This window comes from Enterobacter sp. HK-058-C-ECC, from assembly GCF_047531125.1.
Classification (GTDB): domain Bacteria; phylum Pseudomonadota; class Gammaproteobacteria; order Enterobacterales; family Enterobacteriaceae; genus Enterobacter; species Enterobacter quasiroggenkampii.
In genome coordinates this window covers 136,527-148,894 of record NZ_JBLKCH010000008.1, presented here as the reverse complement: position 1 = coordinate 148,894, position 12,368 = coordinate 136,527, and the positions used below count along the sequence as shown (strand labels likewise).

At 55.1% G+C, this 12,368-nt stretch carries 14 protein-coding genes; 6 read left to right on the top strand and 8 right to left on the bottom strand.

Features of this window, described 5'->3' with window-relative positions; genetic code table 11:
* Nucleotides 1-14 precede the first annotated feature (14 nt).
* Nucleotides 15-452 carry a universal stress protein UspA gene (uspA, locus tag ACMWJS_RS16605; protein ID WP_003861223.1) on the bottom strand — a complete coding sequence of 146 codons (438 nt, stop codon included), beginning with the start codon at nucleotides 450-452 and terminating at the stop codon, nucleotides 15-17.
* A gap of 283 nt (nucleotides 453-735) precedes the next feature.
* On the opposite strand from uspA, the gene uspB reads away from it, so the two are divergent.
* Nucleotides 736-1,071 carry a universal stress protein UspB gene (gene uspB / locus ACMWJS_RS16600; RefSeq protein ID WP_003861224.1) on the top strand — a complete coding sequence of 112 codons (336 nt, stop codon included), beginning with the start codon at nucleotides 736-738 and terminating at the stop codon, nucleotides 1,069-1,071.
* A gap of 43 nt (nucleotides 1,072-1,114) precedes the next feature.
* On the opposite strand, the gene ACMWJS_RS16595 is transcribed toward uspB, so the two are convergent.
* The 3 genes from ACMWJS_RS16595 to pitA all read right to left on the bottom strand — a co-directional run bounded on the left by ACMWJS_RS16595 (nucleotide 1,115) and on the right by pitA (nucleotide 3,563).
* Complete coding sequence (locus ACMWJS_RS16595) at nucleotides 1,115-1,522, bottom strand: hypothetical protein (protein WP_414747323.1); 408 nt, start codon at nucleotides 1,520-1,522, stop codon at nucleotides 1,115-1,117.
* A complete protein-coding gene (locus ACMWJS_RS16590) occupies nucleotides 1,500-1,889 on the bottom strand; it encodes a polymorphic toxin type 44 domain-containing protein (protein ID WP_063622762.1) in 390 nt (129 codons plus the stop codon). Before ACMWJS_RS16590 ends, ACMWJS_RS16595 begins: the two co-directional genes overlap by 23 nt.
* 174 nt (nucleotides 1,890-2,063) lie before the next feature.
* On the bottom strand, nucleotides 2,064-3,563 hold the full coding sequence (gene pitA / locus ACMWJS_RS16585) for an inorganic phosphate transporter PitA (protein ID WP_414747322.1): 1,500 nt from the start codon (nucleotides 3,561-3,563) through the stop codon (nucleotides 2,064-2,066).
* Nucleotides 3,564-3,791: 228 nt separating this feature from the next.
* Here pitA and ACMWJS_RS16580 point away from each other — a divergent pair, with 228 nt between their 5' ends.
* Nucleotides 3,792-4,988, top strand: coding sequence for an NAD(P)/FAD-dependent oxidoreductase (locus ACMWJS_RS16580; protein WP_048226402.1), 1,197 nt, complete (start codon nucleotides 3,792-3,794; stop codon nucleotides 4,986-4,988).
* Nucleotides 4,989-5,020: 32 nt separating this feature from the next.
* Here ACMWJS_RS16580 and ACMWJS_RS16575 read toward each other — a convergent pair whose 3' ends face one another.
* Nucleotides 5,021-5,959, bottom strand: a complete 939-nt coding sequence (locus ACMWJS_RS16575) for an NAD(P)-dependent oxidoreductase (protein ID WP_414747331.1) — start codon at nucleotides 5,957-5,959, stop codon at nucleotides 5,021-5,023.
* Complete coding sequence (locus ACMWJS_RS16570; RefSeq protein ID WP_196347278.1) at nucleotides 5,959-6,651, bottom strand: RraA family protein; 693 nt, start codon at nucleotides 6,649-6,651, stop codon at nucleotides 5,959-5,961. Before ACMWJS_RS16570 ends, ACMWJS_RS16575 begins: the two co-directional genes overlap by 1 nt.
* A 169-nt stretch (nucleotides 6,652-6,820) precedes the next feature.
* Between ACMWJS_RS16570 and ACMWJS_RS16565 the strand changes: the two genes are divergently transcribed.
* Nucleotides 6,821-7,558 (top strand): IclR family transcriptional regulator, encoded by a 738-nt coding sequence (locus ACMWJS_RS16565; RefSeq protein WP_167214992.1) that lies wholly within the window; start codon nucleotides 6,821-6,823, stop codon nucleotides 7,556-7,558.
* A gap of 34 nt (nucleotides 7,559-7,592) precedes the next feature.
* On the opposite strand, the gene ACMWJS_RS16560 is transcribed toward ACMWJS_RS16565, so the two are convergent.
* Nucleotides 7,593-8,930, bottom strand: coding sequence for an MFS transporter (locus tag ACMWJS_RS16560; RefSeq protein ID WP_414747321.1), 1,338 nt, complete (start codon nucleotides 8,928-8,930; stop codon nucleotides 7,593-7,595).
* A gap of 315 nt (nucleotides 8,931-9,245) precedes the next feature.
* Here ACMWJS_RS16560 and ACMWJS_RS16555 point away from each other — a divergent pair, with 315 nt between their 5' ends.
* Together ACMWJS_RS16555 and ACMWJS_RS16550 are read left to right on the top strand one after the other, a co-directional pair.
* Entirely contained in the window at nucleotides 9,246-9,644 is a 399-nt protein-coding gene (locus ACMWJS_RS16555; RefSeq protein WP_024908850.1) for a potassium channel family protein, read from the top strand.
* Between the two features lie 168 nt (nucleotides 9,645-9,812).
* Nucleotides 9,813-10,838: a TerC/Alx family metal homeostasis membrane protein gene (locus ACMWJS_RS16550; protein ID WP_023616134.1), complete on the top strand. Its 1,026-nt coding sequence runs from the start codon at nucleotides 9,813-9,815 to the stop codon at nucleotides 10,836-10,838.
* 95 nt (nucleotides 10,839-10,933) lie between these two features.
* On the opposite strand, the gene ACMWJS_RS16545 is transcribed toward ACMWJS_RS16550, so the two are convergent.
* Entirely contained in the window at nucleotides 10,934-11,596 is a 663-nt protein-coding gene (locus ACMWJS_RS16545) for an HAD family hydrolase (protein ID WP_074180434.1), read from the bottom strand.
* A gap of 321 nt (nucleotides 11,597-11,917) precedes the next feature.
* Between ACMWJS_RS16545 and ACMWJS_RS16540 the strand changes: the two genes are divergently transcribed.
* Entirely contained in the window at nucleotides 11,918-12,364 is a 447-nt protein-coding gene (locus ACMWJS_RS16540) for an NlpC/P60 family protein (RefSeq protein WP_414747320.1), read from the top strand.
* Nucleotides 12,365-12,368 lie beyond the last annotated feature (4 nt).

Here is a 12,368-nt window from a genome sequence, read left to right as displayed (position 1 = left end):
GGGCTTTTTTGCACTTACTCGTCTTCTTCGTCACGCAGTGGAACAATCAGCATATCCACGTGAACGGTGTTAATCAGCTGGCGCGCGGAAGACATCAGCTTGCTCCAGAAGTCCTGATGGTGACCGCACACCACCAGGTCCATGTCATATTTCTTGATCGCATCAACCAGTACCTGGCCCAGGTCGCCGCTGCCGCTCAGGGTTTCGGTAATCGGGTAGCCTGCGTTAGTGGACAGTTCGCTCAGGGCGTGGTGCGTCTCTTCGGAGATACGCTTCTGCATATCGCCCAGATTGACGTCGATCAGACCGGTGTAGAGGTCGGAGTAATTCACATCAACGTGAATCAGCGAAACTTTCGCGTTGTAGGGACGTGCCATGGATACCGCTTTATCAACCAGCACTTTGCTCTCCGGGGAGAGGTCTACCGCGATGAGAATGTGTTTGTAAGCCATAGTGTTACTCCTTCCTTAAGTTATCGATGACTAAATGGGAAAGCCGTCGTCTGATGCTTTCATTACGGCCCAGTTAAACATATTTTTCAAGCTTTGGTGTTGATAACGATTAACCTTGTGGCAAAAAAATTAACGGATCTCCTACACTATTAAATGAGCCGTTCGGATATTAAAACGCGAACCGGATCGACTTTTGGTCATTCTTTCACTGAACTGTCTGTCAGGGCATTGGGGTGCGGTAGCTCAGAAGCCTTGCTTCGTGGGCGGACGCCGGGGAGGATGTATGATTAGCACCGTCGCATTGTTTTGGGCGTTATGCGTGGTTTGCATAGTGAATATGGCGCGCTACTTCTCATCGTTACGTGCGCTGTTAGTGGTACTTCGTGGTTGCGATCCGTTGCTTTATCAGTATGTGGACGGTGGAGGGTTCTTCACCTCGCATGGACAGCCCAGCAAACAGATGCGTCTGGTGGGATATATCTACTACCAGCGCTACCGCGATCATCACGATGAAGAGTTTATCCGTCGCTGCGAGCGCCTGCGTCGTCAGTTCATTTTAACCAGCGCCCTGTGTGGCCTGGTCGTGGTCAGCATGATTGCATTGATGATTTGGCACTGAGCATCACAACAGGCGGGGTCAACCCCGCCTTCTTTTCGCTAGTTCAAGGCTTAACTGAGAACCGCAGATTGGAGATATTGGTCTCAATCGAAGTAACCTTCCCGCTATAGGCGATATTAACGTCTCCGTTTGTATCAATGCTGGCCGCAGTGATTGTACCCGTACCTTCAATGACAGGATGCTTCATAGCCAACTGATGGATAATGTCGGTGTCTTTCCCTGTTATCTTTTCCGAGAGATAGTAACGGTAGATTGTGGGTACGGTGGCGCCACCCTGATTGTTCACGGTCATATAGAGCCAGACGCTGTCAGATAATTTATAAACGCGTTGAATTGCATCGTTATTTCGCTGATTAGGCTGGTGGTTTAGCCACACAAATCCAATGACCAGAGCCAGAAGCGAAACCGTAACAAGGCGATGAATCCATTTAGTAGCCGTTTTGAATGGCATACTCTATTCCTTCTCTGATATTGCGTTGGTCCGTTGGATCGTCCCCGTAAGGCGGCTTTTCGTACCATTTTCCCCATTCAGGTTTTGACGTGCCAGCACGGCTTTGAGCCCAACCTGCTCCCATAAGAAGGATGTTTGCAGGAATGCCTGCTGCAGTTCCGGCGGCTCCGAAGTTGAAATTACCAAATGCAGCAAAATAAGGGTCGAACTTTTTGTAATCCCAGGGACCACCATTTCGGACTTTTTGGTAGAACCAGTAATACGTTGAGGGAGTGGCCATGTTACGCGACATGCCATGAAGACGTGCTTCACGCATATTATTTGCTATAACCATTGAGCCAGGTCCTGAAATTGGGACAGAAGCCATACATTCTCCTTTGTCTGGTTTTTCTTCTGACCGCCATCATAGTGTTATCTTCGCAACGCTTTTGAGCAAAAAATGTTCAGGAAATCCTAATGTTATAAACTGTTCGATTGCAAATAACAGCCATAAAAAAAGCGGGTCAGTTTCCTGACCCGCTTTTTTGTCGCCTTCAACCGATTAAATCAGCTTCAGCGAAATCCAGTACAGCCCGCCAGACAGCAGGATGGATGCCGGAAGGGTGAACACCCAGGCCATCAGAATGTTGGTCACGGTTTTGCGCTGCAGGCCGCCACCGTCAACAATCATGGTACCTGCCACGGACGAGGAGAGTACGTGGGTGGTGGATACCGGCATACCGGTGTAGCTCGCCAGACCGATAGACACTGCCGCCGTCATCTGCGCGGACATACCCTGCGCATAGGTCATGCCTTTCTTACCGATCTTCTCGCCGATGGTGGTCGCCACACGGCGCCAGCCAATCATCGTACCGATACCGAGTGCCAGTGCGACCGCCATGATGATCCAGATTGGCGCGTACTCAATGGTGTTGAGCATATCGCCTTTCAGTTTCTTCAGGAGACGCTGGTCGTCAGCATTCACGTCAGGCAGCTTCGCCACTTTATCCGTTACATCAGAGATGCACAGCATAATGCGACGCAGCTGACCACGCTGCTCAACGGTCAGTTTGTCATAACTTTCGATATTGCCCAGCATGCCTTTGGCACGTTCCAGCGCGTTAATCGCGTTTGCCGGATGGCAGTGGAATTCGCCAGGCGCGGTGGTAGCACCGGCTTCCGGAGACGGAATCAACTGGTCAACGCCGGTCGCTTTTTTCAGCAGCTCAGGGTGCTGCTGGAAGTAGGTTTCAACGTTGTTGACCGCATCACGGGTCCGGGTGATTTCGTAGCCGGAGGCGTTCATGTTAACCACGAAGCCTGCCGGAGCAACGCCGATCAGTACCAGCATCACCAGACCAATGCCTTTCTGACCATCGTTCGCGCCGTGTGAGAAAGCCACACCGATTGCGGAAATGATCAGGGCGATACGCGTCCAGAATGGCGGCTTTTTCTTGCCGTCTTTCTTTTCACGCTCTGCTGGCGTCAGGTGAATACGGGAGCGTTTTTTGGTATTGCTCCAGTAACGACGCAGGATGAAGATCAGCCCGCCCGCCACCACCAGACCCACGATAGGGGAGACGATGAGAGAGGCAAAGATCCCCAGAACTTTCGGGATATTTAACGCATCAACAACCGATGTACCGGTCATGAGGGCGTTGGTTAACCCGATACCGATAATCGCGCCGATGAGGGTGTGAGAACTGGATGCAGGCAGGCCGAAATACCAGGTACCGAGGTTCCAGATAATTGCAGCAAGCAGCATTGAGAACACCATAGCGAGGCCATGGCCAGAACTTACGTTAAGCAGCAGATCTGTTGGCAGCATATGCACAATGGCATACGCAACGCTCAGTCCGCCCAGGAGGACACCAAAAAAGTTAAATACCGCCGCCATAACAACCGCAAGCTGCGATCGCATTGCGCGAGTGTAGATAACCGTCGCTACTGCGTTTGCAGTGTCGTGGAAGCCGTTGATCGCTTCGTAAAACAGTACAAAAACCAGAGCAAGCAAGAGTAAAAGCCCGGTATGTAAATCCAGGCCGACAAACAAATGTAGCATAGGACGTTACGCCATTTTGAGGACATGAACGCGGCGCATTATCCAGGACAAATGCGCAACGGGCAAAGTGAAATATAGACTTTTTTTGACATACCACCTGAATTGAGAAAAGTGCCTGAAAGGATATTCTTTAAATTTCAATGGAATGGCTTTGTAATATCTTTTTACGCTGGTGTGACCACAGAGGAAACTTTACAATCCGCGGCAGTTAACAAAGAGGGTTTTGACGTGGAAAGGTTTGATGCCGTGGTAATTGGCGCCGGTGCGGCGGGTATGTTTTGTGCGGCAATGGCCGGACAGGCGGGTCGTCGCGTGCTGCTGCTGGATAACGGTAAAAAGCCAGGCCGTAAGATCCTGATGTCCGGCGGCGGGCGCTGCAACTTTACTAACCTGTATGTTGAACCCGCGGCCTATTTGAGCCAAAACCGTCATTTTTGTAAATCTGCGCTGGCGCGTTATACCCAGTGGGACTTTATCGATCTGGTGGGTAAGCACGGTATCGCATGGCATGAGAAGACGCTGGGCCAGCTGTTCTGCGACGACTCCGCGCAGCAGATTGTCGATATGCTGGTGGCCGAGTGCGAGAAGGGCGGCGTGGTCATGCGCCTGCGCACCGAGGTGCTGGAGGTTTCCCGTGACGACCAGGGCTACACGCTGCAGCTCAACGGCGAAACCGTCAGTGCCGATAATCTGGTGATCGCCAGCGGCGGCCTCTCTATGCCGGGGCTGGGCGCTTCCCCGTTCGGCTATAAGATTGCCGAACAGTTTGGCCTGAACGTTTTGCCTACGCGCGCCGGGCTGGTGCCGTTCACGCTGCATAAACCGCTTCTGGAACAGCTTCAGACGCTGTCTGGCGTATCTGTTCCCTCCGTTATCACCGCCGAAGACGGCACGGTGTTTCGCGAAAACCTGCTCTTTACCCATCGCGGCCTCTCCGGCCCGGCGGTCCTGCAAATCTCCAGCTACTGGCAGCCGGGGGAGTTTGTCACGGTTAACCTGCTCCCGGACTGCGATCTCGATGCGTTCCTCAACGAGCAGCGTACCGCACACCCGAATCAAAGCCTGAAAAACACGCTGGCAATGCAGCTGCCGAAGCGTCTGGTGGAGTGTTTGCAGGTGCTGGGGCAGATCCCCGACGTGTCGCTTAAGCAGCTTAACAGCCGCGAGCAGGAGACGCTGGTGGAGACCCTGACAAACTGGCGCGTGCAGCCAAACGGCACGGAAGGCTACCGCACCGCGGAAGTCACGCTGGGCGGGGTTGATACGAATGAACTCTCTTCCCGCACCATGGAAGCGCGCAACGTACCGGGGCTCTATTTTATTGGCGAAGTGATGGACGTCACCGGCTGGCTCGGCGGATACAACTTCCAGTGGGCATGGGCAAGTGCCTGGGCATGTGCTCAGGCGCTGGCAGAAGACAAGTGACATCAGCGCGCTGCCACTCGTCACGCTTGGCTTTACGGGCTGACGGTGGTGGCGTCAGTCACGGCCAGAATATTGCTCGCGGCCACGGTCCCCATCTTGATGTATGACGCGGCGGTAACGCCGCCGATATGCGGTGAAATAACCACGTTTTCTACAGACTGCCAGAGGTGCGGCGCCGTCAGCGGCTCGTGGGTAAAGCTGTCCAGCGCTGCGCTGTGCAGCGTGCCATCCCGGAGCGCCGCCAGTAACGATTCACTGTGGATCAGTCCACCGCGTGCCGTATTGACCAGAATGGCGTTCCGCTTGCAGTGTGCGAGCGTCTCGCTATTGATCATTCCCCGATTCTCATCGGTTAGCGGACAGTGCAAAGAGATGACATCGGAACGGGAAAGAAGTCCGGTCAGCGTCTCTGCGCGTTCGCACAGGGCGGGCATGGACTTAGCATAAGGATCGTAAGCCAGCACCTTCATACCGAAGGCATGACCAATAGTTGCCACGCGCGAGCCGATAGCGCCCAATCCGATTAGCCCCAGGGTTAATCCCTCCAGCTCAATGGATTTATGCGTCGCCTTATCCCAGTGCCCGTCCCGTAACCGCTTGTCCAGAGGCACCAAGGACTTTGCGCAGGCGAGGATCAGCGCCCAGGTATGTTCAGCCACTGCCGCCGCGTTTGCGCCTGGGGCCGCGCGGACGGCGATATTGCGCTCGGCCGCTGCCGTCTGGTCTATCACATCGATCCCGCTTCCGTGCTTGGAAATAACCTGCAGAGCCGGGGCGGCATCCATGACTTTCGCGGTGATCCGGCCGTAACGAACCAGAATCGCCACGGGATTGTGTCGTTCACACAGCGCGATCAGGTCATCTTCTGTCGGCTGGCGGCCCGCAAACACCACCTCAAAGCCCTGCAGCATCACCATGGCCTGCTCCGCCAGGTCGCTTCCGGTAACCAAAACTACGTCTTTGCCCCCCATCACAGCGTCTCCCCGTCAGCTAACATACCTGCCTTACGAAGCGCGTCATCAAGCCAGTGTGGACGCAAATCGCCTTCACGGATGGCGGCAAGACGCCGGGTCTCCATCTCCAGCTTTTCTTTTGCCAGCGCGATAACCTGCTGAACCTCATCGCGCGGGATGACGACCACGCCGTCGATATCCGCGACAACCAGATCCCCGGCCTGAACCGTCGCCCCGGCGACTGAAATGGGATGATTAACCCGGCCAGAAATTAACTTTGTCGGACCGCAGGGGTTCAGACCGGCAGAAAAGACAGGGTAGTGACCTTTGCTCAGGGAATCGGCGTCACGTACAGCACCGTCAATAATGATGCCCGCAATGCCGCTCGCCTGAGCCTGAGTGGCCATGATTTCGCCCAGCAGCGCGCAGCTCAGGTCGCCTTTGCCATCGACGACCAGGACATCGCCGGGTTGCGCAACCGCCATCGCGGCATGAATCGCCAGATTATCACCCGGACGGACTTCCACGGTGATGGCCGGACCCGCAACGGACATGTGAGGAGCCAGCGGTTTGATGCGGCCGTGAAGCGTACCGCGGCGACCAGCCACGTCGGCCAGAATGGCTGCCTGATACTCGGCAGCCCGACGAACGTCCTCGGCAGAAACGCGTTCGAACTGGCGATTAATCGGTTTTTTTTCAGAAAAGGACATGAATGCCTCCATATTGTTTTACTTAGTACAACGCAGGTGTACAGAACAAAACAACTATAGCGGTGTTGCTTTCCTTTTAGCCAGACCCGAGGTGGCGTTTGTGATGTAAACACGAAGTGACTCACAAAATTTGAGGTACACTCACTGCCGGGCTAACAAGGAGATAATGATGGGGAATGAAGGCGTTGTAGCGGTTGAAAAAGCGCTGGCTTTACTGGATTGCTTCCGTCCTGGGGATGAGAGCCTGACGCTGACCGCGCTGGCACAGCTGTCGGGTTATCACAAAACCACGGTTTACCGCTTGATGAATTCTCTTGAACGGATGAATTACGTCGTCAGGCATGAAGACGGCAATTATGCGCTTGGCCCACGTCTGCTTTACCTCGGCAAGCTGTATGAACAATCTTTCCATCTTTCGCGGGTGGTTCAGCCAGAGCTTCAGGCGCTCTCCCTGGCGTCTCAGGAAAGTGCCAGCTGGTATGTGCTGGAGGGTGGGCAGCGCCTTTGCCTGTTTCGCGCGGAAGCGTCGCACGGCCTGCGACACAGCAATCTTCCCGGCAGCCAGTTCCCGCTCGATAATTCGGCCATCAGTAAGGTCTTGCGCCATTGGGGGCTCAATGAGAGCCTGCCAGAGGGAGACGCTGAACTCCCTTTCTACACGTCAGGCGCGCGCGATCCCCACACCGCGGCGTTTGCGATGCCTGTCTTCGGCGTTCACGACAAGCTGGTTGCGGCGTTAGCCCTGACCGGCCCCATCTCACGGCTGACGGAAGATCGTCGTGAGAAGGAGATAGGGCCTTTGATGAAGGCGGCGGCCAGCCGTCTGTCGCAAAAAATGGGAGCCAGTAAGCCCTTCTGTCTGCAGTTCTTTGGTGAAACGAGCGACGCGGCGGAAGAAAATCTTTAAACGCAGAAGCGGGACACGTGTCCCGCTTTTGTCATCACGAATGCGTGACCTGTTTTTCGTGTAGCTGAGCGTTGCGGGCCTGCCGTCCCATAATGAGCACCGCGATACCCCCGGCCAGGCACAGCGCCGCCAGCGGAAGCATAGCCAGCGTGTAGCTGCCCGTCTGCTCGCTGATTATGCCGTAGGCATTTACCATGACCACCCCGCCAATCAGGTTCGCGATGGCGCCAATCGCGGCCAGACCTGCTGCCGCCGAGGAGCTGCTCATCCAGCCGGATGCCAGCGCCCAGAAAGGCCCTTTCGCAGAATACGCGCCTGTCAGGATAATGCTCAGGATCACGATAGTGGCAAAGAGCGAGACGTTTACAAAGGCAGCGAACACGCCGGCGGCAATCATGAACAGCGTCAGCGCGGTATGCCAGCGGCGTTCGTTGGTGCGATCGGAGTGTCGTCCCCAGACAATCATCAGAACCGATGCCAGACCGTAAGGGATAGCGTTAAACAGACCTGTCTCAAGGTTATCGAGATGGAAGGATTTCAGCAGTTGAGGAGACCAGACGCTGATCGTGGTGCCCGCGGACGATGCGCCCGCATAAATCAGCGCCATCAGCCAGATCTGACGATGCTTCAGCAACTGCCACGTCGTCTGATGTCCAATGTTCTTTTGCTGGCTCCGCTCGGTCTCAAGCGTGGTTTCCAGCCACTTTTTCTGTTCATCACCGAGCCATTTCGCCTGATGAGGGCGATCCCGGAGAATAAACCAGGCCGCAATACCCAGCAGTACCGCAGGTAAGCCTTCAATAATGAACAGCAGATGCCAGCCGCGAAGACCCAGCCAGCCATCCAGCGACAGTATCAACCCGGAAAGCGGGGAGCCGATGAAGTTAGCGAGCGGGATGGCGACCATAAAGGACGCAATAATGCGCGCGCGGTAGCGGGCAGGGATCCACCAGGTCAGATACAGCACGACGCCCGGGAAGAAGCCTGCTTCCGCTGCCCCGAGGAGAAAACGGACGATATAGAGCGAGGTGGCATTTTGAACCAGCGCCATGCCCATGGAGACGATGCCCCAGCTGATCATAATGCGCGGTATCCACAGCCGGGCACCGACTTTCTGCATGGCCAGGTTACTGGGAACCTCAAACAAAAAATAGGCCACGAAGTAAAGGCTGCTGGCGAAGCCAAACGCCGCTTTGCTGAGGCCAAGGTCCTCATTCATCTGCAGCGAAGCCATGCCGATATTCCCGCGATCGATAATCGAGACCAGGTAACTGACAATCAGAAACGGGAGAATACGCCAGATCACCTTCCGCATCGTCTCTCTTTCTATGTCCTCGGTGGCGGTCGCGCCGTTACGTAAATGTTCTGTCATTGTATCCTCGCAGGGTGTGTTCTTTGTTTTATCAGGTACAACTTAGTTTTATTAAACAAAACCACTATAGCGACGGCGCGTTCTTTTTATCCAGTTAATGGAAGGTTTAAATGATGTAAATAAGAGGTGACTCACAGATAGTGCGCTGCGGATATCGCTCAAGGCTGCTGACCAGCCGCAAGCAGGACGTGCTGGCAGAGAAATAATCACGTAACGCAATTATTGCACCAACTTTTCCTCTCCCTTCGGCTAAGCTTCGACCAGATGCCCCGCCGCGTTCGCGGGGCCAAACTCCTTTTGGTCAGAGCACGTACCATGCAGCTACTCAGCATTATTATTTTGCTTACCCTAACCGTGGTGATTCATTCGCTGTGGATGTTTGGCGTTTTAAAATTCATTACGTTAGAGGTCGATTCTGCGGTACGCATTGTTTTACGCAATGTCGGCATCGTGATCTCTATGATTTTCGCCCATCTCCTGGAAGCCGGGCTGTTTGCTGCGTTTTATTTTGTCATCGACGCGTTTAATGACTGGAACACCAGCTTCTACTTTTCGCTGGTGAGCTATGCGACGGTAGGGTACGGCGACGTCACGTTACCCCAGCACTGGCGGCTCATCGGCGGGGTGGAAGGGCTGGTGGGCGCGTTGATGGTAGGCTGGTCTGTGGCGGTTTTGGTCGCGGTGCTGCAGCGTTTACGTGGCATGAGCGCCTAAACGGCAGATGCGCAATCCCCGCCTGGTAAGGTAAAGTACCCCCTCCTTGCGTAGCCGATTGGGCTGCGGCTTTAAGGGTGAAGAGGCTGATTAACGGCCCGCCCTGTTTCGTTCCTGGTTTACGCCAGTTTGCATGGTTCTGTGTTTTGTCTGCCAAAAGGGTTTTGTATGTCTGCTGCTCATCTCGGTTTCCCGACGGAAACCGTTGTTGTCTTTGTGGTGATGGCCGTTGGGGCGATGTTTATCGACCTCTTTATGCACCGTCACGACAAACCGATCTCGCTGAAAAGCGCCGCAATGTGGTCCATCTTCTGGGTCATGATGGCGATGGCCTTCGCCGGGTTCCTGTACGTTCACCACGGCGCCGAGATGGCGAGCCTGTTCCTTACCGGCTATGCGCTGGAAGAGGTGCTCTCCGTCGATAACCTGTTTGTGATGATGGCGATCTTCGCCTGGTTCGGCGTGCCGGATAAGTACCGTCACCGTGTGCTCTACTGGGGCGTGCTGGGGGCGATTGTCTTCCGCGGTATTTTCGTGGCTATCGGCACCAGCCTGTTAAGCCTGGGGCCCTACGTCGAAGTGATTTTCGCGCTGGTCGTCGGCTGGACGGCGGTGATGATGCTCAGACGTAATGAAGAGAGTGACGAAGTGGAAGATTACTCGGGTCATCTCGCCTATCGCCTGGTAAAACGCTTCTATCCGGTCTGGCCGAAAATCAGCAGCAATGCCTTTATTCTGACGCAGAAAGAGGTGGATGCGGAGCTTGAAAAGCCGGAAAACCAGGACGTGATGGTCGGACGCGTGAAGAAGGCGAAGCGCTATGCGACGCCGCTATTGCTGTGCGTGGCCGTGGTCGAACTCTCTGACGTGATGTTCGCGTTTGACTCCGTGCCGGCCATTATTGCCGTGAGCCGCGAGCCGCTGATTATCTATAGCGCCATGATGTTCGCTATTCTCGGTCTGCGTACGCTTTACTTCGTGCTGGAAGCGCTGAAGCAGTATCTGGTGCACCTCGAGAAAGCCGTGGTGCTGCTGCTGTTCTTCGTGGCGTTCAAGCTGGGGTTAAATGCCACCGATCACTTCTGGCATCACGGTTACAGCATTGGCGCGACGGCCAGCCTGTTTGTGGTATTGGGCGTGCTGGCGCTGGGAATTATTGCGAGCGTGATGTTCCCGGGGAAACGTGAGGCCTGATGTTCCGCCCGGCGGCGCTTCGCTTACCGGGCCTACAGTTTGGTTTTCTCCCTCTCCCTGTGGGAGAGGGCTGGGGTGAGGGCACCAGACCGCACCTAACCCTTAATCGGTGAATTCCGGCGCTTGCGCGGCGGATGGAAGTGCCGCCAGTGCGGATCCTGCGCCGCCGCCAGCAGCTCGTGGTCGCCGCGGGTGTCTCCCCAGGCGCGCAGGTGATAGGCGTTCAGGTCGCCATACACTTTTTCCAGCCTGGCCACCTTCTGGGCGCAGCGGCAGTTGTGGCCCGTGATGCGCCCCGTCAGCTTGCCGTTTTTCACTTCCAGCTGCGTGCCAATCAGCTTAATGCCCAGTTTGTCAGCCCACGGCTGAAGCACCAGTGCCGGAGACGCGGAACAGATGGTCACCTCCGCACCGGAATTCACCTCGGCCGCCACGGCCAGAACCCCTTCGGGGCGCATCAGCTTGTTCCAGTATTTTTCGCAAAACGCTTCCGCCTGCTGGCGCAACCAGTGTTCATCCACGCCCGTCAGGAACGTTTTAATCAACACTTCCTTCAGCTCATCGCGCGTCAGCTTGCGACGCACGCAGTGGAGCGTGGGCAGTGCCATGCGCACCAGGCGGCCCGCGAAGTAACGTTTCCCGAAGGCAAAGCGCAGGAAAGGGATAAAGCTGTCGTGGTGTGTTAACGTCCCATCAAAGTCAAAGACAGAGAGCACGCTGGATTTCGCCACCGTCTCGTCGGCAATCATATTGGTCATAAATACGTCTTAGCTGAAATACACATTCTGTGGATCAGTTTACCTGCTTTACCAGGACTGTCCTTACATCACCACCATTTTTTTCTCGATCTTGCGATCTCAAAGTGAGTCCAATTTTGGCCTCGATAAGAATTGGTGAAAAAACGATCTGTCTATATTATCGCCACATCGCACGATATTTAGGGGAACCCTTTGGCCCCCACAGGTAAGGAAAAACTCACTCACTACCTCTTTCTTGATATGACTCTTAGATCGTTTATTTCAATCCTTACGTTAAGTTTTGCGTCGTTTTCTGCATTCAGTTTTCAACTTCCCGCGTCGATGTTATCGATGAACCATGAACTGGCAGTCTCGCCAGCGAAATCTGCGCTGATGCAACAGGATACGGGCCCGCTGCGCGTGCGCATGCTCGATCAATACCAAAAGTGGAAGGGAACCCAGTATCAGTGGGGCGGTACCACGCGCCGCGGGGTGGATTGCTCCGCGCTCATGCAGCACCTGTTCAGCGATGTGGCGCATCTTAATTTACCGCGCACGACCGGCGAGCAGATCCACCGCGGGGTGCAGGTGACGCAATATCGCCTGAGGCCCGGAGATCTGGTGTTCTTCCAGACGGGTCCGAACCGCAGGCATGTCGGCGTTTATATTGGTAATAGCCAGTTCATTCATGCATCAAGCAGCCAGGGCGTCACGGTCTCAACCCTGACGGATGCTTACTGGCAGGCGCACTACATTACTGCCCGTCGGGTTGCAGGCCGTGCAGCCTGACAGC